Source organism: Streptomyces thermocarboxydus (assembly GCF_024760485.1).
Classification (GTDB): Bacteria; Actinomycetota; Actinomycetes; order Streptomycetales; family Streptomycetaceae; genus Streptomyces; species Streptomyces cellulosae.
Map to the genome: position 1 here is coordinate 1,884,846 of NZ_CP058273.1, position 23,333 is coordinate 1,908,178.

Consider the following 23,333-nt stretch of genomic DNA (forward strand, 5'->3'; position numbering starts at 1 on the left):
CCGAACGGGTGAGGCGGATGCGGCAGAAGCGGGAGCCCGGACCCTCCTGACGGAGTGTCCGGGCTCCCGGGTGCCTCGCGGCGTGCTACTGGGTGCGGTTCTCACCGCGGTAGTACTCGAAGACCCATCCCCACAGGCCGATCAGCAGGAGCGGCGCGGAGAAGTACATCAGCCACCAGCCGATCGCCACGCCGAGGAAGGCGAAGGCGCCGCCCGCGGCCAGGGCCAGGGGCTGCCAGCTGTGCGGGCTGAAGAACCCGACCTCGCCGGCGTCGTCGGCGACGTCCGCCTCCTTGTTGTCCTGGGCGCCCACGTCGACCCGCCGGGCGGTGAAGCCCAGGTAGAAGCCGATCATGATGCTCAGGCCGAAGGACAGGACGAGGGCAGTGGTGCCGACCGGCTCCTTCGACCACACGCCGTAGACCACGGCCATGGCCAGGAAGAAGAGGCTCAGCCACATGAACATCTTGCCCTGGATCTTCACTTGCCGGCCTCCTTGCCGCCGGAGAGGGCCTTCTCGCCGTGACCGGCGTTCTCGAGCTCGTCGAGCGCGGCGATCTCCGGGTGGTGCAGGTCGAACGCCGGGGATTCACTGCGGATCCGCGGCAGGGTGAGGAAGTTGTGCCGGGGCGGCGGGCAGGAGGTCGCCCACTCCAGGGAGCGGCCGTAGCCCCACGGGTCGTCGACCTCGACCTTCTTGCCGTACTTGGCGGTCTTCCACACGTTGTAGAAGAACGGCAGCAGCGACATGCCGAGGAGGAACGAGGCGATCGTCGAGACCGTGTTCAGGGCGGTGAAGCCGTCCGCGGCCAGGTAGTCCGCGTACCGGCGCGGCATGCCCTCGACGCCCAGCCAGTGCTGGACCAGGAAGGTGCCGTGGAAGCCGATGAACAGCGTCCAGAAGGTGATCTTGCCGAGCCGCTCGTCGAGCATCTTGCCGGTGAACTTCGGCCACCAGAAGTGGAAGCCGGCGAACATCGCGAACACCACGGTGCCGAACACCACGTAGTGGAAGTGCGCCACCACGAAGTACGAGTCGGACACGTGGAAGTCCAGCGGCGGCGAGGCCAGGATGACGCCGGTCAGACCGCCGAAGGTGAACGTGATGAGGAAGCCCAGCGTCCACAGCATCGGCGTCTCGAAGGACAGGCTGCCCTTCCACATGGTGCCGATCCAGTTGAAGAACTTCACACCGGTCGGGACCGCGATCAGGAAGGTCATGAAGGAGAAGAACGGCAGCAGCACACCGCCCGTGACGTACATGTGGTGCGCCCACACCGTCACCGACAGACCCGCGATCGCGATGGTCGCGCCGATGAGGCCCATGTAGCCGAACATCGGCTTGCGGGAGAACACCGGGATGATCTCGGAGACGATGCCGAAGAACGGCAGCGCGATGATGTACACCTCGGGGTGACCGAAGAACCAGAAGAGGTGCTGCCACAGCAGCGCTCCGCCGTTCGTCGAGTCGAAGATGTGCGCCCCGAACTTGCGGTCGGCCTCCAGGGCGAACAGCGCGGCGGCCAGCACCGGGAAGGCGAGCAGCACCAGCACACCGGTGAGCAGCACGTTCCAGGTGAAGATCGGCATGCGGAACATCGTCATGCCGGGGGCGCGCATGCAGATGATGGTGGTGATGAAGTTGACCGCGCCGAGGATGGTGCCGAAGCCGGAGAGGGCGAGGCCCATGATCCACATGTCGGAGCCGATGCCCGGCGAGCGGACCGCGTCCGACAGCGGCGAGTAGGCGAACCAGCCGAAGCTGGCGGCGCCGTCCGGCGTCAGGAAACCGCCGACCGCGATGAGCGAGCCGAACGAGTAGAGCCAGTAGGCGAACATGTTCAGCCGCGGGAACGCCACGTCGGGCGCGCCGATCTGCAGCGGCATGATCCAGTTCGCGAAGCCGGCGAACAGCGGCGTCGCGAACATCAGCAGCATGATCGTGCCGTGCATCGTGAACGCCTGGTTGAACTGCTCGTTCGACACGATCTGCAGGCCCGGGCGGGCCAGCTCGGCGCGCATCACCAGGGCCATCACGCCGCCGATGACGAAGAAGACGAACGACGTCACGAGGTACATCGTGCCGATCGTCTTGTGGTCCGTGGTCGTCAGCCACTTGACCACGACGCTGCCACGGTTCTGGCGCCTGACCGGCAGTTCGTCCTCGTAGTGGGACCCAGCTGCCGCGGCACCCTTGGGTTCGTTGAGGATGCTCACAGGATGTTCGACTCCCGGTTCTTCTCGGGGCCGGACTGCTCGATGCCCGCGGGCACGTAGCCCTTCTGCCCCTTCTTCGCGAGGTCCTTCAGGTGCTGCTCGTACCGCTCGGGGGAGACGACCTTCACGTTGAACAGCATCCGGGAGTGGTCGACGCCGCAGAGTTCGGCGCACTTGCCGAGGAAGGTGCCCTCACGGTTGGGGGTCACCTCGAAGGCGTTGGTGTGGCCCGGGATGACGTCCTGCTTCATCAGGAACGGCACCACCCAGAAGGAGTGGATGACGTCACGCGAGGTCAGCACGAAGCGGACCCGCTTGCCCTCGGGCAGCCACAGGGTGGGGCCCGGGTTGTTGGTCTGCGGGTTCCGGGTTCCGGGGATGCCGCAGTCGTAGACACCGCCGGCGTCGGCCGGGAAGGCCTCCTTGTAGCGGTCCGGAATCGCGTCGAGTTCCTTGGACGTCTTGGCGTCGCCCGTGGAACCCTCGACGTTCTCGACGTAGTTGAAGCACCAGCTCCACTGGAAGCCGACCACGTTCACCGTGACGTCGGGCTTCTTCTCGAGCTTCAGCAGCTCGGATTCGTCGCGCGCGGTGAAGTAGAAGAACACCGAGACGATGATGAGGGGGACCACCGTGTACAACGCCTCGATGGGCATGTTGTACCGGGTCTGCGGAGGTACCTCGACCTTGGTGCGGCTGCGCCGGTGGAAGAAAGCACTCCACAGGATCAGGCCCCACACCAGCACGCCGACGGCGAGCGCGGCCGCCCAGGACCCCTGCCACAGGGAGAGGATCCGGGGAGCCTCTTCCGTCGTGGGGGTGGGCATGCCAAGGCGGGGGAAGTCCTCCCATGTGCAACCGGTGGCGGTCGCCAGGACCAGGCCCGCGGTCAGTGCCTGCAGCAGCTTCCGCCGCATCGGGCGCCGCGGCTTGGGGGTACCGCCCACGCCTTCCAGGCCGTGGGGGAGGTCGGAGCCGTTGGGACTCACGTAGCGCCTTCCCGAGAGTCTCGCCCGCGCTGTTCGGCTGCGGCCTGGCCTTCTCGCTGGTCGGTCGCCGCCCTGCGTCGGGCAGGGGTTTGGATGTTTATGCGGACCAAACCCTAGCCGACGCTCTCCGAGGGGTCGCGGGGAGGGGTGCCGTACGCGCCGCGGGTTACATCGAGCGCCCCATCTGCCCGGGGGTACGGGGGTCGTGGCGGCTGCGGCGTCGTCGTGGTCGGTCGCGCGGTTCCCCGCGCCCCTGAGGGGGTTAGCGTTGGCGTGTGTCCTACTTCGACGCCGCTTCCGCCGCTCCTCTTCATCCCGTTGCCCGTCAGGCGCTGATGGCGTCCCTGGACGAAGGGTGGGCGGATCCGGCGCGGTTGTACAAGGAGGGGCGGCGGGCGCGGCTGTTGCTGGACGCCGCCCGGGAGGCGGCCGCGGAGGGGGTGGGGTGCCGGCCCGACGAGCTGGTGTTCACCCCGTCCGGGACGGCGGCGGTGCACTCCGGGATCGCGGGGGCGCTGGCCGGGCGGCGGCGCACCGGGCGTCACCTGATCGTGTCAGCGGTCGAACACTCTTCTGTACTCCATGCGGCGGACGTTCACCGGGACGGCGGCGGCACGGTCACCGAGGTCCCGGTGGACCGCACGGGTGCCGTACGCCCGTCCGAGTTCACCGGGGCGCTGCGGCCGGACACCGCGCTGGCCTGTCTGCAGTCCGCCAACCATGAGGTGGGCACCCTCCAGCCGGTGGCCGAGGCGGCCGAGGCGTGCCGGGCCGCCGGGGTGCCGCTGCTGGTGGACGCGGCGCAGTCGCTGGGCTGGGGGCCGGTGGAGGGGGCCTGGTCGCTGCTGGCGGCGAGCGCCCACAAGTGGGGCGGGCCGCCGGGGGTCGGTCTGCTGGCGGTGCGCAAGGGGGTGCGGTTCGCGCCCCAGGGTCCGCGGGACGAGCGGGAGTCGGGACGGGTGCCCGGGTTCGAGAACCTTCCGGCGATCGTGGCCGCGGCGGCGTCGCTGCGGGCGGTGCGGGCGGAGGCCGCCCAGGAGGCGGCCCGGCTGCGGGAACTGACGGAGCGGATCCGGGCGCGGGTGCCGGAGCTCGTTCCGGACGTGGAGGTGGTCGGGGACCCGGAGCGGCGGCTGCCGGGCGTGGTCACCTTCTCGTGTCTCTATGTCGACGGGGAGACCGTGCTGCACGAGCTGGACCGGGCGGGCTTCTCGGTGTCGTCCGGCTCGTCCTGCACCAGCTCCACCCTGACGCCCAGCCATGTGCTGAAGGCGATGGGGGTGCTCAGCGAGGGCAACGTCCGGGTGTCTCTGCCGCCGGGCACGAAGGAGGAGGACGTGGAGCGCTTCCTCGACGTGCTGCCGGGCGTGGTCGCCGGGGTGCGGGAGAAGCTGGGCGCGCCGGTGTCCCGTACGGAGGCCGTCACCGAGGAGCGGGAGGAGGCCCTGGTGGTGGACGCGCTGGGGCGGCGCTGCCCGATCCCGGTGATCGAACTGGCCAAGGTGATCGGCGACGTGCCGGTGGGCGGCCTGGTGCGGGTCCTCGCCGACGACGAGGCGGCCCGGCTGGACATCCCCGCGTGGTGCGAGATGCGCGGCCAGGAGTACGTCGGCGAGCAGCCGGCGGACCGGGGCGCGGCCTATGTGGTCCGCCGGCTGTCATGAGGTGTGACCGGGGTCAGCGCAGGTGCTCGCGCACCTCGGTGGCGGCGTCGTCGCCGTAGGCCTTGGTGAAGCGCTCCATGAAGTGGGCGCGGCGCAGCCGGTACTCCTGGGTGCCGACCGTCTCGATGACGAGGGTCGCCAGCATGCAGCCGACCTGCGCGGCGCGCTCCAGCGAGACGCCCCACGCGAGGCCGGACAGGAAGCCGGCGCGGAAGGCGTCGCCGACGCCGGTCGGGTCGGCCTTGCGCTCCTCGTCGGGGCAGGCGACCTCGACGGCCGGTTCGCCGGCCCGCTCGATGCGCACGCCACGGGCGCCGAGGGTGGTGACGCGGTGGCCGACCTTGGAGAGGATCTCCTCGTCGGTCCAGCCGGTCTTCGTCTGGATGAGGCCCTTCTCGTACTCGTTGGAGAAGAGGTACGTGGCCCCCTCCAGCAGTATCCGGATCTCCTCCCCGTTCATACGGGCGATCTGCTGGGAGAAGTCGGCGGCGAACGGGATGCCCCGCGACCGGCACTCCTCGGTGTGCCGGAGCATCGCCTCCGGGTCGTCGGCGCCGATGGACACCAGGTCGAGGCCGCCCACACGGTCGGCGACGGTCTTCAGCTCGATCAGACGGGCCTCGCTCATCGCGCCCGTGTAGAAGGAGCCGATCTGGTTGTGGTCGGAGTCCGTGGTGCACACGAAGCGGGCGGTGTGCAGGGTGTCCGAGATACGGACGGAGTCGGTGTCGACGCCGTGCCGCTCCAGCCAGGCGCGGTACTCGTCGAAGTCGAACCCGGCCGCGCCGACCAGGATCGGGCGGGTGCCGAGCTGGCCCATGCCGAAGGCGATGTTCGCGGCCACCCCGCCGCGACGCACGTCGAGGTTGTCGACCAGGAAGGACAGCGAGACCGTGTGCAGCTGGTCCGCGACGAGCTGGTCGGCGAAGCGGCCGGGGAAGGTCATGAGGTGGTCGGTGGCGATGGAGCCGGTGACTGCGATGCGCACGGCGTGGATTCTCCTGAGGGAGGGGGGTTTGACACTTCACGCTACCGGGTGGGGACGGCCCGTAGAAGCAGCCGAAACTACCCGATAGTAGCTCTTTCTTCGCGGCCGTCGGCGTGCATACGGTGCGGACATGACGAACATCAAGGTCCACGGCTCCGCTCCGGTCGACCTCGAGGGCGACCTGACCTCGCTGCGCGGCGACTGCGCCCGGATGGTCCCCCACTGGGCGGCGCCCGAGCGGACGGCGTCCCGGCCCGTGTCACCCTCCCTGATCCACGGGGTGGACGTGCCGCCCTCCTCGGCGCGGATGCTCGACGCGATGTCCGACTACGGCGACTGAGCGAACGAGGGGAACCGCGCGCTCCCCCACTGCGTCCCATCGCTGTCCCCCGTAGAGGGGATGCGGGATACGAACCCTCAGCAGCCCCGGTGCGACCGGGCAGGGTCCGCATGGGACAGCTGTGCAGGCGAAGGAGCGATGCGGTGAACACCGAGCGACCCGACCACGACGACGAGCCGCGCCCCGTCTCGGGCGACGCGCCCGACACGGAGGGCGCGCGGCCGCGCACCACCTCCTCCTCGGAGGCGGCCGCATCGGACTCCGGCGCCGCGGGGACGCGGGGCGCGGACGAAGAGGCTTCTCAGCCGGAGGGCGACGAGGACGGGGGCGCGGACGCCACGTCCACGGACACCGGTGCGGGTGAACCGGAGGCGGCCGACCGGCCCAAGGACACCACCGGGGGCTCCGAGACCTCCGAAGCGTCCGGAGCCTCCGAAGCCTCCAAAGCCTCCGAGAAGACGGAGCCGGCCGCCGACGACGCCTCCGACGGCGCCCCGGCCGACGACCACGCCTACGCCGGCCCCGAGCCCGTCGTAGGCGCCGGCCACGACGGGGACCCCGGGTCCGAGAGGCCCGCGCGGCGGCGGACGCCGGCGTTGGTCGCCTCCGTCGCCGCCGCCGTGCTGCTGGTCGGCGGTGGTGGGGCGTACCTCGCCGCCGGGGCGGCCGGGGACTCCGGGGGCGGCTCGGCACCGGGGGCGAACGGCGACGCCACTCCCCCGCCGCTCGCCCTGGACGGCTACTCCGAGAGCGGCCCGAACGGCATCGCGCCGGGCGAGCCCAACCCGTACGGCGCGACCTACCGCGCCGAGGGCGCCCTCCCCGCCGGCCCGGACGCCGCGCCCGTGTTCCACGCGCGGGGCCAGGTCACCGAGGACCAGGTCGTCGCCCTGGCCGAGGCGCTGGGCGTCGAGGGCAAGCCGGTCGCCGAGGGCGGCTCCTGGCGCATCGGCGGCCAGGACGGCTCCGGCCCGGCCCTGCGCGTCGACAAGCAGGCCCCCGGCGCCTGGACCTTCAGCCGGAACATCCCCCGCAGCGACAACTGCAAGGGCGCCACCTGCAAGGCCCCGACCGGCGCCAAGACGGCCGCGGTGAGCGAGGCCGCCGCGAAGAAGGCCGCCGCGCCGGTGCTGAAGGCGTTGGGCCAGGACGACGCCAAGCTGGACGCGAGCCAGGTGCTGGACGGCAGCCGCGTGGTGAACGCCGACCCGGAGGTCGGCGGGCTGCCGACGTACGGCTGGACGACCGGGGTGGTCGTCGGGGCGAGCGGCGAGGTCGTCGGCGGCAGCGGGCGGCTCGCGGAGCCGGTGAAGGGCGACGAGTACCCGGTGGTGAGCGCCCGTGAGGCGCTGGACGCGATGAACGGGGCGCCCGGCGCCGGCGACCGGGTGGACATCGGCGGCTGCGCCGGTCCCGTACCGCTGGACGAGGGGCAGCAGCAGGAGGAGCCCTGCGCCCCTGCTACCAAGCAGCAGCCGGCCGGCGACACGGTGTCGGTGGACAAGGCGGTGTTCGGGCTGGCCGCGCACTCGGTGGACGGGCGTCCGGCGCTGGTGCCGTCGTGGCTGTTCGAGGTGCGCCCGGCGGGCTCGGACAACCCGTTCACGGTGACGCATCCGGCGGTGGAGCCCACGTTCCTCGCCGCGCCGGCCGGGTCCGGAGAACCGTCGCGCCCCGGTGACGAGCCGACGTCGGCACCGGCCACCCGTGAGGTCGAGGTGGAGGGCTACCGTGCCGAGGGCGACGAGCTGACCGTGACGTTCACGGGCGGCGTCTGCGCCGACTACAAGGCGACGGCGAGCGAGAGCGGGGGCGAGGTCACCGTGCGGGTGACCGAGACGCCCTGGCCGGACAAGGTGTGCATCCTGATCGCCAAGCAGTACGAGCAGACGCTGAAACTGGACGCCCCGCTCGGCGACCGCCACGTGGTGACGGCGGACGGCGAGCCGGTACCGCTGCACAAGGACGGCGCCCGCCTGCCGGCACCGTCCGGCGCCCGCTGAGGCCTGTCCGGCGGATCGCGTCGTGGGAGAGGCGCGGCGCCTCGCGACCTAGGTGAGCGGGTTTTGATGCCTCCGGCTGCGAGGCGGAGGAGGAAGTCGACGCGGCGAGAACCCCTTTCGCTCGAGCGAAGCCGAGCGGGGGGGCGGCCAGCGACGACAACGCCGCTGGGGGTACCCCCATGCCCGTTCAGGGCAGCGGGGAGGGTGTGCCAGACCCCGCGTCCCCGGCATGATTCCGCCGGACAGGCCCTGGGCGGCATCGCGTACGACGAAGGCGGCGGTCCCGTGGTCACGGGGCCGCCGCCTTCGTCATGTGGTCCGCCGGACGGACCGGTGAGGCTCAGCTGAAGGAGTCGCCGCAGGCGCAGGAACCCGTGGCGTTCGGGTTGTCGATCGTGAAGCCCTGCTTCTCGATGGTGTCGACGAAGTCGATGGTGGCGCCGCCCAGGTACGGGGCGCTCATGCGGTCGGTGACGACCTTCACACCGCCGAAGTCCTTCACCACGTCGCCGTCGAGCGAGCGCTCGTCGAAGAAGAGCTGGTACCGCAGGCCGGAGCAGCCGCCGGGCTGGACGGCCACGCGCAGCGCGAGGTCGTCACGGCCTTCCTGGTCGAGCAGGGCCTTGACCTTGGACGCGGCGGCGTCGGTCAGGACGATGCCGTCGGTCACGGTGGTGGTCTCGTCCGATACGGACATCTACATCTCTCCCGGGTTGTACGGAGACTGCTTGCCGACGGTTGCAACCGACGGGGCCGCGGATTCATTCCGGGCCGGGTGCGTCTTTTCCTCGGCTCCCTCCTCATGCTCGCACACGCCGTGCGGAGCGGAAACCGTCGCTTGCCGGGGCTCGCCGGAGCTCGCCGGGAATGAACGGGCGGCCGCCGGGATTCACGTCACATGGACGCTATGGCCATCGTCAAAGTGACGTGAACCGGTTATGATAGATAACGTCATTTCGACGAGAAGTCGCCAGAACAGAAAGGGTGCGTGCCGTGACCACCGCCCAGACCCAGGAGCTCGACGTCCAGCCGACTCCCCTCGCCCTGCTGCTCCTCGGCCGTGAGGCCGACCCGAGGAGCGAGCGCGGAGTGGAGTGCCCCGGCGACCTCCCCTCGCCGTCCGACCCGGACCTGGTGGAGCGCGCCCGCGCGGCCAAGGAGAAGCTCGGGGACAAGGTCTTCGTGCTCGGCCATCACTACCAGCGGGACGAGGTCATCCAGTTCGCCGATGTCACGGGCGACTCCTTCAAGCTGGCGCGGGACGCGGCCGCGCGCCCCCAGGCCGAGTACATCGTGTTCTGCGGTGTGCACTTCATGGCCGAGTCCGCGGACATCCTCACCGGCGACGACCAGAAGGTCGTCCTCCCCGACCTCGCGGCCGGTTGCTCCATGGCGGACATGGCCACCGCCGAGCAGGTCGCCGAGTGCTGGGACGTGCTGACCGAGGCCGGGGTCGCCGAGCAGGTCGTCCCCGTCTCGTACATGAACTCCTCCGCCGACATCAAGGCCTTCACCGGCAAGCACGGCGGCACGATCTGCACCTCGTCGAACGCCAAGCGGGCCCTGGACTGGGCGTTCGAGCAGGGCGAGAAGGTCCTCTTCCTCCCCGACCAGCACCTGGGCCGCAACACGGCGGTGCGGGACATGGGCATGTCCCTCGAGGACTGCGTCGTCTACAACCCGCACAAGCCGAACGGCGGTCTGACCGCCGAGGAGCTGCGCGCCGCGAAGATGATCCTGTGGCGCGGCCACTGCTCGGTGCACGGCCGCTTCAGCCTGGACTCGGTGAACGAGGTCCGCGAGCGCATCCCGGGCGTCAACGTGCTGGTGCACCCCGAGTGCCGTCACGAGGTCGTCGCCGCGGCGGACCACGTCGGCTCGACCGAGTACATCATCAAGACGCTGGAGGCGGCCCCGGCCGGTTCCAAGTGGGCCATCGGCACCGAGCTGAACCTGGTCCGCCGCCTGGCGAACCGTTTCGCGTCCGAGGACAAGGAGATCGTGTTCCTCGACCGCACGGTCTGCTTCTGCTCGACGATGAACCGCATCGACCTCCCCCACCTGGTGTGGGCCCTGGAGTCCCTCGCCGAGGGCACCCTGGTCAACCGCATCGAGGTCGACAAGGAGACGGAAGCCTTCGCGAAGCTGGCCCTGGAGCGCATGCTGGCGCTGCCGTAGCGGCGGCGAGGACCTCGCGTACACGCGGGCCGGGACGGATGACCGTCCCGGCCCGCGTGTCGTGGATTCGGGGCCTCATCACCCGATCGGCTGCTCTGCCGGTCCCCCACAGCCACCCGGCGGGCTGCTGGCACGGCTCGTCGTGACCGTACTGCCGGCGCAGCGCTGCCAGGGCGCGGACGGGGGCGTGTGCCCGTACCGAGGGCTCGCCGCGTACGGGACGGACGACGCCGGGTGGTTCTTCGGCCGGGAGCGGGCCACGGCCGCGCTGGTCCAGGTGGTGACCGCGCGGCTCGGGGCGGGGCCCGCGGACGGCTCGCCGGTCGCCGCGTTCGACGACCGGGGAACGTCGGCGTACGGCGGACCCGCGCCGGGCCCGTCGCCGAGCGGTCCGCGCACACGCGCGCGGTGCAGTCGCCGGCGTTCCGCCCCGGCGAACGCGGCCTTCTGGTCACCGGGTCCGACGACCGCACGGCCCGGCTGTGGCGGCTGCCGGAGCACGGCTCCCGCCACCGGCCCGTACAGGTCCGTGAGTTCGCCGGTCACGTCGACAGCGTGCACACCGTCGCCTTCATCGACCGGGACACCCTGGTCACCGGGCGCCTCCGGCAGATACAGCCACTACAACGGCTACAAGGTCGACATCGCCCTCCGCTCCTGCGTGAACGAGTACATCGCCGACCGCTTCCGCTACCTGGGCAGGCGGAGCGACGGCGCCCGCCGGTACCGGTTCCCTGGCGGCAACCCCTACGCCCGCGAGGGCGACCACTGGGACATCACCTACTACCACGCGTCTGAGGCCGGACGCGAAAGGGCGCCCCCGTGGAGTCCACGGGGGCGCCCCTGTGCCGGCGGACGGCGCGTCAGACCTGCGCCGGAGTCTCCGTGTCGGAGGCCGGCTGCGGCTGGGAGACCGCCTCCCGCTTCGCCGCGCGCTTCAGGGCGCGGCGCTCCTTGCGGAGTTCCAGAAGGGCGTAGAGCGTCGGGACCAGGAGCAGGGTGAGCAGGGTCGACGTGATCAGGCCGCCGATCACCACCACCGCGAGCGGCTGGGCGATGAAGCCGCCCTCGCCGGTGACGCCGAGCGCCATCGGGAGGAGGGCGAAGATCGTCGCCAGGGCCGTCATCAGGATGGGCCGCAGACGGTGGCGGCCGCCCTCGAGGACGGCGTCGATGACGCCGTAGCCCTGTGCGCGGTACTGGTTGATCAGGTCGATCAGCACGATCGCGTTGGTGACCACGATGCCGATCAGCATCAGCATGCCGATCATCGCCGGGACGCCCATCGGGGTGCCGGTGACCAGCAGCAGGCCGATCGCGCCGGTTGCCGCGAACGGCACCGACACCAGCAGGATCAGCGGCTGGGCCAGCGAGCGGAACGTGCCGACGAGCAGCATGAACACGATCGCGATGGCGGCCAGCATGGCCAGGCCCAGGTTGACGAAGGCCTCGTCCTGGTCCGCGGTCACGCCGCCGATCTCGGCCGTCGCGCCCGCGGGCAGCGTCAGCTCGTCGATCTTCGACTGGAGCGCCCTGCCCACGGCGCCCGTGTTGTCGCCGACCGGGCGGGCGGTGACGGTGGCCGCGCGCCGGCCGTCGATGCGGGTCATGGAGACCGGGCCGTCCACCTGCCGGACGGTGGCGATGTCATCCAGCTTCACCGGGCCGAGGCGCAGGTTGCGCAGTTCCTCGACGGTCGTGGCGGGGCGGGCCGAGCGGATCACGACGTCCCGTTCGGCGTCGCCGAGCACGGCCTTCGCGGCCGGGGTGCCCTTCACCGACTGGGTGACGGCCATCCCGAGGGTCTGGGCGTCGAAGCCGGCCGCGGCGGCCTTGTCGTTGGGCGTGACCGAGATGCGGGGCACGCTCTGCGCCAGGTCGCTGGTGACGTCGGTGACGTCGTCCAGGGAGGCCACCGCCTCGCGGACCTGCTCGGCCGCCTTGTTCAGCACCTGCGCGTCGGCCGCCTTGACGACCACGCTGAGGTCCTGGCTGCCGAAGCCGTCGCCGGCCGTCACCTTGGTGGTGCCGATGCCGTCGAGCTGGGCGAGACCCTTCTCGATGCGGTCCAGGACGTCGTCGGAGGACGCGGAGTCCTCCAGCATCACCTGGTGGCTGGCCTGGTTGGTGTCGGTGCCGCCGCCGAAGGCCGCCATGAAGCCGGACGAGCCGACGGTCACCTGGTGGTCCTTGACGCCCTCGGTGTCCGAGAGCAGCTTCTCGACCTTCTTCGCCTGCGCGTCGGTGGCGGCCAGGCTGGTGCCGGGCCTCAGCTTCTGCGTGACGGTGAGGACCTGCTGCTCGCCCGGGTCGAAGAAGTTGGTCTTCAGCAGCGGGGCCATGGCGAGGGTGACGACCAGCACGGCCACGGCGATGGCGACGCTGGTCAGCCGTCGCCGGGTGGCGAAGCGCAGCACGGGCACGTAGGCACGCTGGAGGCGGCTCTCGGCCTCCTTCTCCTCGGCCTGCCTGCGGGCCTCCTCGGCGTCCTGCGGGGTGCCCTTCGGGGGCCGCAGGAACCAGTACGACAGCACCGGCACGACCGTCAGCGACACCAGCAGGGACGCCAGCAGCGCGGCGGTGACGGTGAGGCTGAAGGAGCCGAACAGCTCGCCCACCATGCCGCCGACCAGGCCGATCGGCAGGAACACGGCGACGGTGGTGAGGGTGGAGGAGGTGACCGCGCCGGCCACCTCACGCACCGCGTTCATGATCGCGGAGTGGCGTTCCTCGCCGTAGCCGAGGTGCCGCTTGATGTTCTCCAGGACCACGATGGAGTCGTCGACGACCCGGCCGACGGCGATGGTCAGGCCGCCGAGGGTCAGCATGTTGAGCGACAGGTCGCGGGTCCACAGCACGATCAGCGCGAGCACCACCGACAGCGGGATGGACACCGCGGTGACGAGGGTGGAGCGGACCGACGCGAGGAAGACGAGGATCACCAGCACGGCGAAGAGCAGGCCGAGCGCGCCCTCGGTGGTGAGGCCGTCGATGGCCTTGGAGACCGCGGGGCCCTGGTCGCTGACCACGGTGAGGGTGGCGCCGTCGCCGAGGTCCTCGCGCAGGCCGGGCAGCTTCTTCTCGACGGCCTCGGAGATGGCGACGGCGCTGCCGTCGTGGTCCATGGTGGCCATCACGGCGAGGCTGGGCCGGCCGTTGGTGCGGGTGAGGGAGTCGGAGCGCGCCTCCTCCTGCCGGACGGCGGCCACGTCGCCGAGGCGGACGGGCTTGCCCTGACCGGGGGCGGCGGTGACCATCAGGTCCTGGATCTGCCGGACCGAGGTGAAGCCGCCGCCGACCTGGACGGTGCGGTTGGCGCCGTTCTCGTCGAAGGAGCCGGCCGGGACGGTGGCGCCGCCGGCCTGGAGGGCCTGGGCGAGGGAGGCGCCGGTCAGGCCGGCCCTGGCGAGCTTCACCTCGTCGGGGACGACGGTGACCTGGAGGTCCCGCACACCGTCCACCAGGACCTGGCCGACACCGTCGATGCTCTTCAGCGCGGGCACCACCGTGCGGTCCAGCTGGTCGGCGAGCGCCTGCTGGTCCTGGTCGGAGGTGACGGCGAGGACCACGGCCGGGAGGTCGTCCGTGGATCCCGCGACGACCTGCGGGTCCACCCCGGACGGCAGCCGGGCGCCGGCCCGGTTGACGGCCTGCTGCACGTCGGCGACGAGCTGCTGGGTGTTGTTGCCGTAGTCGAAGGACGCCATGATCACGGCGTTGCCCTCGCTCGCCTTCGAGGTGACGCCGGAGATGCCGTCGACGGCCTCCAGGCTGTCCTCGATGGGTTCGACGACCTGCTTCTCCACCACGTCCGGGGAAGCGCCCTGGTAGGGCGCGATCACGGAGACCATGGGCAGTTCGATGGTGGGCAGCAGCTGCTGCTTGAGCTGGGGTATCGCGATCGCCCCGAACACGAGCGCGATGATCGACATCAGTCCGATCAGCGCCCGTTGCGCGAGGCTGAATCTGGACAGCCAGGACATGGGTCAGGATCTCTTTTCCGTCGAGCGGCGAAAGTCCGGCAGACGGGCGCGCGCACAGTAGGCGGCCCGCTCTACACCCTGGGCCATGACCTCGTGCCGGTCCGTGGTCCCGAGGTCCGATTCTTCACGCGGCCCGTACTCCCGCCGCAGTACTCCCGGCTACGCCTGGTCCGTCCTCGGACGGACCAGCCCCGACTCGTAGGCGATGACCACGAGCTGGGCCCGGTCGCGGGCGCCCAGTTTCGCCATGGCCCGGTTGACGTGGGTCTTCACGGTGAGGGGGCTGACCTCGAGGCGTTCGGCGATCTCGTCGTTGGAGTGGCCGCCGGCGACCTGGACCAGCACTTCCCGCTCCCGCACGGTGAGCGAGTCGAGCCGCTCGGCGCGCTCGGGGTCGAGGTCGGGTCCGGGCGGGCCGTCCTGGGCGAGGAAGCGGGCGATCAGGCCCTTGGTGGCCTGCGGGGACAGCAGCGCCTCTCCCCCGGCGGCGATGCGGACGGCGTTGAGCATCTCCTCCGGCTCTGAGCCCTTGCCGAGGAAGCCGGAGGCGCCGGCCCGCAGCGACTGCACCACGTAGTCGTCGACCTCGAAGGTCGTCAGTATGACCACCCGCACCCCGTCGAGGGCGGGGTCGGCGCTGATCTCGCGGGTGGCGGCGAGCCCGTCGGTGCCGGGCATGCGGATGTCCATGAGGACCACGTCGGGCCGGTGTGCGCGGGCCAGCCGGACGGCCTCGGCGCCGTCGGACGCCTCGCCGACGACCTCCATGTCCGGCTCGGAGTCGACGAGCACACGGAAGGCGCTGCGCAGCAGTGCCTGGTCGTCGGCGAGCAGGACGCGGATCGTCATGCGGGCTCCAGCGGGGCGTGGGTCACGGGCGGCCGCCGGGAGCGGCGGAGGTGCGGGGCTCGACGGGCAGGATCGCATGCACGCGGAAACCGCCGCCGAAGCGGGGGCCTGTGGTGAGGGTGCCGCGCAGGGCGGTGACGCGTTCGCGCATCCCGAGCAGTCCGTGCCCGCCGCCGGGGGCGGGGTCGTGTCCGTCGTCGCTGCCGTCGTCGAGCACGGTGACCTCGATGTGCGGTCCGACGCGTACGACGCTGACCTCGGCGCGCGCGCCGGCCCCGGCGTGTTTCTGCACGTTGGTCAGCGCCTCCTGGACGATCCGGTACGCGGCCAGGCCGACGGCGGCGGGCAGTTCGGTGCCCTGGTCGGCGCGGGCGACCTCGACGCGGAGTCCGGCGTTGCGGAAGGTGGCGGCGAGTTCGTCGAGGCGGTCGAGGCCCGGGGCGGGTTCGGTGGGCGCCTCGGGGTCGCCGGACTGGCGCAGCAGGCCGACGGTGGCGCGCAGTTCGCCGAGGGCGTGGCGGCTGGCCTCGCGGACGTGGGCGAGGGCCTCCTTGGCCTGGTCGGGGCGCTTGTCCATGACGTGGGCGGCGACGCCGGCCTGGACGTTGACCAGGGCGATGTGGTGGGCGACCACGTCGTGCAGGTCGCGGGCGATGCGCAGGCGCTCCTCGGCGACGCGGCGGCGGGCCTCCTCCTCGCGGGTGCGTTCCGCGCGTTCGGCGCGCTCGCGGATGGCCTGGACGAAGGCGCGGCGGCTGCGGACGGCGTCGCCGGCGGTGGCGCCGATGCCGGTCCAGGCGAGGATCGCCAGGTTCTCCTGGGCGTACCAGGGCAGAGGTCCTGCGGCCATGGCGGTGCCGGTGAGGACGGTCATGGTGAGCAGGCCGAGCCGCCAGGTGGTGGGGCGGTCGGTGGAGGCGGCGACGGTGTAGAGGGCGATCACCGCGCACATGGCGACGGGGGCGCGCGGGTCGCCGGTGACGGATTCGACGACGGAGAGGCCGCCCGTGACGCCGAGCACCGTGCGCGGGGCGCGGCGGCGGAAGACGAGCGCGGCGGCGCCGAGCGCCATCAGGACCAGGCTGAGCGGGTCGGGTGTGCGCAGGCCCCAGCTGACCCCCTTGGGGTCGTGCGGTTCGACGAAGGACCCGGCGACCATGCACAGCAGGACGCCGACGGCCAGCACCGTGTCCACGGCGGCCGGGTGGGCCCGCGCCCGGCAGCGGGCGCGTGTCAGGGTGCTCACGGCTGGTTGCGGTGACCGGGGCGGACGCCCGTGCGGCGCGGCCCCGGCTCCCCCCTCTCTGCGGACTGCCTTGTCGCGGACGGCCGGGACTGCCTTGTCGCGGACGGCCGGACCCGGTGGTTCCGGGGACGTGTCAGGTCCCCGGGATGAGGCCGTCGTCGGTGAGGAGGTCGCGGACCTCCTCGAGGGTGGCGTCGGGGGACGGGAGGATGAGGTCGGACGGCTCCAGGGAGTCGTCCGGCAGCGGCTCGCCCAGCTCGTGCACCTTGGCCAGCAGGGCCTGGAGCGTGGCGCGGAAACCGGGACCGTCGCCGTTCTCCATCTCGGCGAGCAGTTCCTCGTCGAGCTTGTTCAGCTCGGGCAGCCGGCTCTCCTCCAGTGTCAGCTGCCCCTCCCCCATGATCCGTACGATCATGTCGCCCTCCTCGGCGTGGGCTACTGCTTGTCGAAGCGCGGGGTGTCCTGCGGCTGCTGCTGGGTCTGCGGCTGCGCCTGACCCTGGCCGCCCTCGAGGGCCTGCCGGTCGCCGGAGGTGCCGCCGGCCAGCTCGGCCTTCATGCGCTGCAGTTCGAGCTCCACGTCCGTGCCGCCGGAGAGGCGGTCCAGCTCGGCCTGGATGTCGTCCTTGTGCATGCCGGACTGGTCGTCGAGGGCGCCGGAGGCGAGCAGCTCGTCGATCGCGCCGGCCCGCGCCTGGAGCTGGGCGGTCTTGTCCTCGGCGCGCTGGATGGCCAGGCCGACGTCGCCCATCTCCTCGGAGATGCCGGAGAACGCCTCGCCGATCCGGGTCTGCGCCTGGGCGGCGGTGTAGGTGGCCTTGATGGTCTCCTTCTTGGTGCGGAAGGCGTCCACCTTGGCCTGGAGGCGCTGTGCGGCCAGCGTCAGCTTCTCCTCCTCGCCCTGGAGCGTGGCGTGCTGGGTCTCCAGGTCGGTCACCTGCTGCTGGAGCGCGGCGCGGCGGGAGAGGGCCTCGCGGGCCAGGTCCTCCCGGCCCAGCGCGAGCGCCTTGCGGCCCTGGTCCTCCAGCTTCGACGACTGGGACTGGAGCTGGTTGAGCTGGAGCTCCAGGCGCTTGCGGCTGGTCGCCACGTCGGCGACGCCCCGGCGGACCTTCTGGAGCAGCTCCAGCTGCTTCTGGTACGAGTAATCGAGGGTCTCGCGCGGGTCCTCGGCCCGGTCAAGGGCCTTGTTCGCCTTCGCGCGGAAGATCATCCCCATACGCTTCATGACACCGCTCATGGGCTTCGCGCGCCCCCTTCTGACGGACTCCAGCTCCAGTGACTGCCTCAGAACCCACAGTACGGGCCCTGCATCCATTACCGCACTGTTCGGGGACGGATGCGCTCATCCCCAAGGACGACTGAGTACCCTCCTGATCCGGCGTAGGGAGTAGGTGCTTCCCGGGGTGGCGGCCGGCGGCCGTCCCGAAAGGCCCCCGCTACGTCCCCATCTGTCCTAGGAGAGACGTCCGGTGTTGCCGGATCGTTCCCCGCGGGGCTGTGGTCCAACCCCGGCCACCCCGTACCCTTGGGTTTTGTGTTCCGTAGCCGTGCCAAGGAAGAGAAGGCACCGGGCGCCGACAAGGCGACGGTGACCGGCTCCACTCAGACCCGTCACCCCGAGGCCCCCAAGGGCCGCCCCACACCCAAGCGCAGCGTGGCCCAGTCGCAGCGCCGCAGCGTGGCCAACACGACGATGTCGCGCAAGGAGGCCGCCAAGCGTCAGCGCGAGGAGCGCCGTGCCGCACTGGAGCGTCAGCGTCAGGCGCTGGCCAGCGGCGACGAGCGGTACCTGCCCGCGCGCGACAAGGGTCCGGTGCGCCGCTTCGCCCGTGACTTCGTGGACTCGCGTTTCCACATCGCGGAGTGGTTCCTGCCGATGGCCGTGGTCATCCTCGTGCTGAGCATGGTGCGGGTGGCGCAGCTGCAGAACATCGCGCTGCTGCTGTGGCTGGTCGTCATCGTGATGATCGTGCTCGACTCGGTCGTGACGGGCCTCCGCCTGAAGAAGGCGCTCGCCGAGCGCTTCCCCGACGAGAACCGCCGCGGCGCGGTGGCGTACGCGCTGATGCGCACGCTCCAGATGCGCCGGCTGCGGCTGCCCAAGCCTCAGGTGAAGCGCGGGGAGCGGCCCTGAGCACCACTCCGTTCGCGCACGGTACGACGGCGCCGGGTCCGCTGGGCGGGCCCGGCCGTCTGCGTGACGTCGTCCGTGAGGAGCTGGTGGCCCGCCAGCTGGAGGAGCAGATAGTCGCGCGCTTCCCGGTGGGGAAGCGGCTGCGGGTGCTCGACGTGGGCATGGGCCGGGGCGCGCAGGCGCTGCGGCTGGCCCGGGCCGGCCATCAGGTGACGGGCGTCGAGCAGGACGCGGCGTCGATCGCCGCGGTCCGGGAGGCGTTCGCCGGGGAGCCGGAGGGCATCCGGGAGCGGACGCGGATCATCGAGGGGCAGGCCGGGGACACCGGTGTGCATTTCCTGCCGGGCAGTTTCGACGTCGTGCTCTGTCATGGCGTGCTCATGGACGACGTGGAGGAGCCGGACGCGCTGCTCGCGGGTGTGGCCCGGATGCTGGCGCCCGGCGGGATGCTGTCGCTGCTGGTGCGCAACGGCGACGCGGCGGCGATGCGCGCGGGGCTGTCCGGCGACTGGGCGGGGGCGCTGGCGGCGTTCTGCCCGCCGACGGCGTCGTACGGGCTGAAGCGGCTGACGTCGACGCTCGCGGGGATCGGGGCGCCGCTGCACACCTGGTACGGCGTGCGGGTCTTCACGGACACGGCGGCGGACGACTCGGTGCCGCCGGACGACCTGGACGCGGTGCTGGCGGTCGAGGACCGGGCCGGGCGCACGGACCCGTACCGGGGGGTCGCGGCGCTGCTGCACCTGTGCGGGGTCCGGGGCTGACGGGCTCAGCCCCGGGGAACCGCGGTTCCGGCCGACTCGGCTCAGGCTTCTTCGCCGGCGCTCTCGGCCTCCGCGGCCGTGGTCTCGTCCGCGTGCAGGCTCATCGGGCCGTAGATCTCGGTGTCGTCCTCCAGCAGCCGCACCTGGTCGGCGCCGCCGTCCTGAAGGGCCTTCCAGTTCTCCCCGATCCAGGACTCCGCGTCCCCCTGCGTGGTGAACTCCTCCGGCGCCACCGCGGGCTCGACCTGCGTCCCGTCGGCCTTCTCGAACCGCCACGTCCATGCCGCCATGTACGCCTCCCAAGCGTGTGAGCTCACTGCACAGCAGAAGCCGGATCTTGGTCCGGCTCCTGACCAAGAGCGTAGTCGGACGGGCATCGGCTGTGGGGAAAGGCGAGAATCGGGGCGTGGAACTGACTCTGCTCGGCACCGGCGCCCCGGCGGGACTGCCCCGCCCCGACTGTCCCTGCGCGGCGTGCGCGTGCGCGCTCGGACCGGACGCGCGGGCGGCGACCTCGCTGCTGGTGGACGGCGCGCTGCTGCTCGACCTGACCCCCGGCGCGGCCTTCGCCGCGGCCCGTGCGGGGCGTTCGCTGGGCGGGGTGCGCCAGGTGCTGCTGTCGCACCCGCACGACGGCCCGGCGGTGGAGGTGCCGGCCGGGCTGCCGCAGCCGGGGCGGGTGCCGGACGGACGTGAGCTGGCGCTGCTGACGGGGCATCGGGTGCGGGCGGTGGCATTGGACGCGCCCGGCACCGGGTACGCGGTGACCGGCCCCGACGGGCAGCGGCTGCTGTATCTGCCGCCGGGCGGCGCCCCCGCGGGCCTGGAGGCGCCGGCCGAGCCGTACGCGATGGTCGTGCTGGACGTGGTGGGCCGCCCGGACGCGCTGGCGCGGCTGCGGGCGACGGGCGCGGTGGTGCCGACGACGGACGTGATCGCGGTGCACCTGGACCACGACGTGCCGCCGGGCCCCGAGGTACGGCGCCGGCTCGCGGCGGCGGGGGCGCGCGCCGTGCCGGACGGGACGACGCTGGAGGTCGGCGCGTACGAGGACGTGCCCGACGTGCCGCGCCGCACCCTGGTGCTGGGCGGGGCGCGGTCCGGCAAGTCGGTGGAGGCGGAACGGCGCCTGGAGTCCTTCCCCGAGGTGCTGTACGTGGCGACCGGCGGCTCGCGCAACGGGGACACGGAGTGGGCGGCGCGGGTGTCCGCGCACCAGGAGCGGCGGCCGGGGTCCTGGCGGACCGTGGAGACCTGCGACCTGGTGCCGCTGCTCAAGGACGACGGCCCGCCGCTACTCGTGGACTGCCTGTCGCTGTGGCTGACGGACGCGATGGACGCGGTGGGCGCCTGGGACGACGCGGAGTGGGCGGACGGCGGCGAACGCGCCCTCCGCGACCGCGTACGGGCCCTCACGGACGCGGTCCGCGAGACCCGCCGCACGGTGGTCGCGGTCTCCAACGAGGTCGGCTCGGGCATCGTCCCCGCCACCGCGTCCGGCCGCCGCTACCGCGACGAACTGGGCCGCCTGAACACGGCGTTCGCGACGGAGTGCGAGCAAGTGCTGCTGGTGGTGGCGGGGCAGGCGCTGGTGCTGCGGGGCTGACGCCACGACACCGGGGCTACGACTTCGGTTTGCGGGCGATCACGCGGTAGCTGTTGGCGAGCGGGGTGTGGCGGGCCAGGGGGGACAGGGCCAGGTCGGCCAGGCCCGCGGCGATCACCAGCGGGGTGCCGGCGCCCAGCACCGCGGTGCGCAGGCGTTGGTCGGCCGGGGAGGGCGGGATCGCCCGCCAGGGGGTGTCCGGGGCGGGGAGGGAGTGGGAGAGGGCGAGGGCCATGAGGCCGGCCAGGTCGTGGGGGACGTGGGCGGCGCGGTGGCCGGCGACGACGATCTCGCAGCCGCGCGCCTGGAGTTCCTCGCGGAGGTTGCGGCGGGGCAGCAGGTGCAGCCGGCGCGGCTGGTCGTAGGGCAGCCACCAGCGGCCGAACAGGGCGGCGTACACGCAGCGCGGGTCGAGGGTCTCGACGAGCAGGTGCCCGCCGGGGCGCAGGGCGTCGAGGGCGGCGTGGAGTTCGGCGCGCGGGTCGGTGGTGCGTTCCAGATGGTGCAGCAGGCTGACCACGTCGTAGCGGCCGGCCACCCGGGCCAGCACTCCCGGGTCGGTGAGCGGCCCCACGTGGGCCTCCTCGACCCGCCCGAGCTCACGGGCCCGCTCCACGCGCGTGGTGAGGTCGGTGCCGTCGAACGCGGTGTACGGGAAGAACTCCCGTGCGGTGTCCGGGAATCGGGCGAGGCCCGTGCCGACGTCCAGCCAGCTCTCCGGTTCGCCGTACGGCAGCATCGCGCGGGCCGTGGCGCGGCGGCGCCGGCGTACGGAGTGCAGGGCGAGGACCCGTTCGGTGGCGGGGTCGCGGGGGGCGCCGCGCACCGCGCGCCGGTAGAAGGCCAGGCCCTCGGGGGTGAGCCGGGGGTTCTGGAAGGTGTGGCCGCAGTCGCGGCACTCGTCGACGGTGAAGAGACCGGGCCGGTGCCGGCGCAGGTCCCCCGTTCTCAGCCGGGTGCGCAGCCGCGCCGACCCGCACCAGGGGCAGTCGGGGCGGCGCGGCTCGTGCACGCGGGCGGAGCCGTGCGGGGCGGGGAACGCGGTGTCGGGGGCGGTGGCGGACATGGGCGGCTCCCGGCGTGAGGTCGTACGGCACGCGGGTGGCGCGACGTGCGGGGACGGTCGGGGACGGACGGAGGGATCTCCGTGCATTCCCGAGCAAAACGTTACGTACGGGAGGGCCTCACGGGGTGGATCACGGCCGGGGTGGCGTGGTGGGGGTGAGGGCGCGAACGCGGGGACGACCGGCGCTCCGGGGTGTTCGGCGAGGGCCGGTACTGTTCGGCGAATGAGCTCGCTTAATCTCGACGACTTCACCGATCTGATCGAGCGTCCGGACGGCGGGGTGCGCCGTGACGCGGAGGAGCACCGGGCCCGTCTGGTGGTGCCGCCCGGGTCGCTGGGCCGCCTGGACGACCTGGGTGAGTGGCTGGCCGCGGCGCAGTCCTCGGTGCCGGTGCGGCCGGTGGAGCGGCCGCGGGTGGTGCTGTTCGCGGGCGACCACGGGATCGCGGAGCGGGAGGTCTCCGCGCGTCCGGCGGGCACCGCCGTGGAGCTGGTGCGGGACGTGCTGGAGGGCGGCCGTCCCGTGTCGGTGCTGGCGCGCCGGCTGGACGTGCCGGTGCGGGTGGTCGACATGGCGCTGGACTGCGACCCGGCGTCACTGCCCGAGGACGTCGTGCGCCACCGGGTGCGGCGCGGCAGCGGGGCGGTCGACATCGAGGACGCGCTGACCCTGGAGGAGGCGGAGGCGGCGTTCCGCGCGGGGATGGCCGTGGCCGACGAGGAGGCCGACTCCGGTACGGACCTGGTGGTGCTGGGCGACGTCAGCGTCGGCGGTACGACAGCGGCGGGTGTGCTGGTCGCCGCGCTGTGCGGGACGGACGCGTCGGTGGTGACCGGGCGCGGCGGCCTGCCGATCGACGACCTGGCGTGGATGCGCAAGTGCGCGGCGATCCGGGACGCGTTGCGGCGGGCGCGGCCGGTGCTGGGGGATCAGCTGCGGCTGCTGGCGACGGTGGGCGGGGCGGATCTCACCGCCATGACCGGTTTCCTTCTGCAGAGCGCGGTGCGGAAGGTGCCGGTGCTGCTGGACGGGGTGGTGACGGCGGCGTGCGCGCTGGTGGCCCAGCGGGTGGCGTTCCGGGCGCCGGACTGGTGGCTGGCGTCGCACGCGAGTGGGGAGCCGGGGCAGGCGAAGGCGTTGGATCGGATGGCGTTGGAGCCGGTGCTGCCGCAGGGGGTTGCGGTGGGGGAGGGTGCGGGGGCGTTGCTGGCGTTGCCGTTGGTGCAGGCGGCGGCGGCACTGGCTTCGGAGTTGCCGGTGCGGCCGGAGGCCGCGAAGGACGCGTAAGCCCCTTCGGGACGCG

21 protein-coding genes and 1 pseudogene are annotated in these 23,333 nt (G+C 72.3%); 10 read left to right on the forward strand and 12 right to left on the reverse strand.

The window, feature by feature from the left end:
* Positions 1–85 precede the first annotated feature (85 nt).
* Genes AY578_RS08805 through ctaC form a run of 3 tightly spaced genes read right to left on the reverse strand, consistent with a single transcriptional unit; the run spans position 86 to position 3,206 of the window.
* Entirely contained in the window at positions 86–484 is a 399-nt protein-coding gene (locus AY578_RS08805; RefSeq protein ID WP_019522013.1) for a cytochrome c oxidase subunit 4, read from the reverse strand.
* Positions 481–2,217 (reverse strand): aa3-type cytochrome oxidase subunit I, encoded by a 1,737-nt coding sequence (ctaD, locus tag AY578_RS08810; RefSeq protein WP_006136606.1) that lies wholly within the window; start codon positions 2,215–2,217, stop codon positions 481–483. The genes AY578_RS08805 and ctaD overlap by 4 nt, the downstream gene beginning before the upstream one ends.
* Positions 2,214–3,206 (reverse strand): aa3-type cytochrome oxidase subunit II, encoded by a 993-nt coding sequence (gene ctaC, locus AY578_RS08815; RefSeq protein WP_019522014.1) that lies wholly within the window; start codon positions 3,204–3,206, stop codon positions 2,214–2,216. Before ctaC ends, ctaD begins: the two co-directional genes overlap by 4 nt.
* Before the next feature lie 275 nt (positions 3,207–3,481).
* Here ctaC and AY578_RS08820 point away from each other — a divergent pair, with 275 nt between their 5' ends.
* Positions 3,482–4,870, forward strand: coding sequence for a cysteine desulfurase/sulfurtransferase TusA family protein (locus AY578_RS08820; protein WP_161231490.1), 1,389 nt, complete (start codon positions 3,482–3,484; stop codon positions 4,868–4,870).
* A gap of 13 nt (positions 4,871–4,883) precedes the next feature.
* On the opposite strand, the gene AY578_RS08825 is transcribed toward AY578_RS08820, so the two are convergent.
* Positions 4,884–5,858, reverse strand: coding sequence for a carbohydrate kinase family protein (locus tag AY578_RS08825; RefSeq protein WP_019522016.1), 975 nt, complete (start codon positions 5,856–5,858; stop codon positions 4,884–4,886).
* A gap of 130 nt (positions 5,859–5,988) precedes the next feature.
* Between AY578_RS08825 and AY578_RS08830 the strand changes: the two genes are divergently transcribed.
* Positions 5,989–6,198, forward strand: a complete 210-nt coding sequence (locus tag AY578_RS08830) for a hypothetical protein (protein WP_019522017.1) — start codon at positions 5,989–5,991, stop codon at positions 6,196–6,198.
* Positions 6,199–6,341: 143 nt separating this feature from the next.
* Complete coding sequence (locus AY578_RS08835) at positions 6,342–8,201, forward strand: hypothetical protein (protein ID WP_215048369.1); 1,860 nt, start codon at positions 6,342–6,344, stop codon at positions 8,199–8,201.
* Between the two features lie 340 nt (positions 8,202–8,541).
* On the opposite strand, the gene erpA is transcribed toward AY578_RS08835, so the two are convergent.
* Complete coding sequence (gene erpA / locus AY578_RS08840; protein ID WP_019522019.1) at positions 8,542–8,898, reverse strand: iron-sulfur cluster insertion protein ErpA; 357 nt, start codon at positions 8,896–8,898, stop codon at positions 8,542–8,544.
* A 296-nt stretch (positions 8,899–9,194) separates the two neighbouring features.
* Here erpA and nadA point away from each other — a divergent pair, with 296 nt between their 5' ends.
* The 3 genes and pseudogenes from nadA to AY578_RS34035 all read left to right on the forward strand — a co-directional run bounded on the left by nadA (position 9,195) and on the right by AY578_RS34035 (position 11,177).
* On the forward strand, positions 9,195–10,379 hold the full coding sequence (gene nadA, locus AY578_RS08845) for a quinolinate synthase NadA (protein WP_019522020.1): 1,185 nt from the start codon (positions 9,195–9,197) through the stop codon (positions 10,377–10,379).
* A gap of 187 nt (positions 10,380–10,566) precedes the next feature.
* A pseudogene (locus tag AY578_RS33815) lies at positions 10,567–10,623 on the forward strand (hypothetical protein); the annotation flags it as partial.
* 164 nt (positions 10,624–10,787) lie between these two features.
* Positions 10,788–11,177: a WD40 repeat domain-containing protein gene (locus AY578_RS34035; protein WP_370879044.1), complete on the forward strand. Its 390-nt coding sequence runs from the start codon at positions 10,788–10,790 to the stop codon at positions 11,175–11,177.
* Between the two features lie 65 nt (positions 11,178–11,242).
* On the opposite strand, the gene AY578_RS08855 is transcribed toward AY578_RS34035, so the two are convergent.
* The 5 genes from AY578_RS08855 to AY578_RS08875 all read right to left on the reverse strand — a co-directional run bounded on the left by AY578_RS08855 (position 11,243) and on the right by AY578_RS08875 (position 17,684).
* Positions 11,243–14,362 (reverse strand): efflux RND transporter permease subunit, encoded by a 3,120-nt coding sequence (locus AY578_RS08855; RefSeq protein WP_136237793.1) that lies wholly within the window; start codon positions 14,360–14,362, stop codon positions 11,243–11,245.
* A 159-nt stretch (positions 14,363–14,521) separates the two neighbouring features.
* On the reverse strand, positions 14,522–15,211 hold the full coding sequence (locus AY578_RS08860; RefSeq protein WP_019522022.1) for a response regulator: 690 nt from the start codon (positions 15,209–15,211) through the stop codon (positions 14,522–14,524).
* A gap of 22 nt (positions 15,212–15,233) precedes the next feature.
* Positions 15,234–16,457, reverse strand: coding sequence for a sensor histidine kinase (locus AY578_RS08865; protein ID WP_019522023.1), 1,224 nt, complete (start codon positions 16,455–16,457; stop codon positions 15,234–15,236).
* Between the two features lie 133 nt (positions 16,458–16,590).
* A complete protein-coding gene (pspAA, locus tag AY578_RS08870; RefSeq protein ID WP_028960806.1) occupies positions 16,591–16,872 on the reverse strand; it encodes a PspA-associated protein PspAA in 282 nt (93 codons plus the stop codon).
* Between the two features lie 20 nt (positions 16,873–16,892).
* Positions 16,893–17,684, reverse strand: coding sequence for a PspA/IM30 family protein (locus tag AY578_RS08875; RefSeq protein WP_019522025.1), 792 nt, complete (start codon positions 17,682–17,684; stop codon positions 16,893–16,895).
* A gap of 270 nt (positions 17,685–17,954) precedes the next feature.
* On the opposite strand from AY578_RS08875, the gene AY578_RS08880 reads away from it, so the two are divergent.
* Positions 17,955–18,593, forward strand: a complete 639-nt coding sequence (locus AY578_RS08880) for a DUF3043 domain-containing protein (protein WP_078504466.1) — start codon at positions 17,955–17,957, stop codon at positions 18,591–18,593.
* An 86-nt stretch (positions 18,594–18,679) separates the two neighbouring features.
* Positions 18,680–19,357: a methyltransferase domain-containing protein gene (locus AY578_RS08885; protein WP_258902234.1), complete on the forward strand. Its 678-nt coding sequence runs from the start codon at positions 18,680–18,682 to the stop codon at positions 19,355–19,357.
* A gap of 41 nt (positions 19,358–19,398) precedes the next feature.
* On the opposite strand, the gene AY578_RS08890 is transcribed toward AY578_RS08885, so the two are convergent.
* Positions 19,399–19,647 (reverse strand): hypothetical protein, encoded by a 249-nt coding sequence (locus AY578_RS08890; protein ID WP_136237795.1) that lies wholly within the window; start codon positions 19,645–19,647, stop codon positions 19,399–19,401.
* A gap of 116 nt (positions 19,648–19,763) precedes the next feature.
* On the opposite strand from AY578_RS08890, the gene AY578_RS08895 reads away from it, so the two are divergent.
* Entirely contained in the window at positions 19,764–20,963 is a 1,200-nt protein-coding gene (locus AY578_RS08895; RefSeq protein ID WP_019522029.1) for a bifunctional adenosylcobinamide kinase/adenosylcobinamide-phosphate guanylyltransferase, read from the forward strand.
* 16 nt (positions 20,964–20,979) lie between these two features.
* On the opposite strand, the gene AY578_RS08900 is transcribed toward AY578_RS08895, so the two are convergent.
* Entirely contained in the window at positions 20,980–22,029 is a 1,050-nt protein-coding gene (locus AY578_RS08900; protein WP_028960807.1) for a class I SAM-dependent methyltransferase, read from the reverse strand.
* A gap of 223 nt (positions 22,030–22,252) precedes the next feature.
* Here AY578_RS08900 and cobT point away from each other — a divergent pair, with 223 nt between their 5' ends.
* Entirely contained in the window at positions 22,253–23,317 is a 1,065-nt protein-coding gene (gene cobT / locus AY578_RS08905; RefSeq protein ID WP_136237797.1) for a nicotinate-nucleotide--dimethylbenzimidazole phosphoribosyltransferase, read from the forward strand.
* Positions 23,318–23,333 lie beyond the last annotated feature (16 nt).

What these genes read in the sequence shown, in the direction of transcription:
- AY578_RS08830 (WP_019522017.1), top strand. Translation starts at nt 5,989, where the DNA reads ATGACGAACATCAAGGTCCACGGCTCCGCTCCGGTCGACCTCGAGGGC.
- erpA (WP_019522019.1), bottom strand. Translation starts at nt 8,898, where the DNA reads ATGTCCGTATCGGACGAGACCACCACCGTGACCGACGGCATCGTCCTG.
- AY578_RS08855 (WP_136237793.1), bottom strand. Translation starts at nt 14,362, where the DNA reads ATGTCCTGGCTGTCCAGATTCAGCCTCGCGCAACGGGCGCTGATCGGA.
- AY578_RS08860 (WP_019522022.1), bottom strand. Translation starts at nt 15,211, where the DNA reads ATGACGATCCGCGTCCTGCTCGCCGACGACCAGGCACTGCTGCGCAGC.
- pspAA (WP_028960806.1), bottom strand. Translation starts at nt 16,872, where the DNA reads ATGATCGTACGGATCATGGGGGAGGGGCAGCTGACACTGGAGGAGAGC.
- AY578_RS08875 (WP_019522025.1), bottom strand. Translation starts at nt 17,684, where the DNA reads ATGAAGCGTATGGGGATGATCTTCCGCGCGAAGGCGAACAAGGCCCTT.
- AY578_RS08890 (WP_136237795.1), bottom strand. Translation starts at nt 19,647, where the DNA reads ATGGCGGCATGGACGTGGCGGTTCGAGAAGGCCGACGGGACGCAGGTC.
- AY578_RS08900 (WP_028960807.1), bottom strand. Translation starts at nt 22,029, where the DNA reads ATGTCCGCCACCGCCCCCGACACCGCGTTCCCCGCCCCGCACGGCTCC.
- cobT (WP_136237797.1), top strand. Translation starts at nt 22,253, where the DNA reads ATGAGCTCGCTTAATCTCGACGACTTCACCGATCTGATCGAGCGTCCG.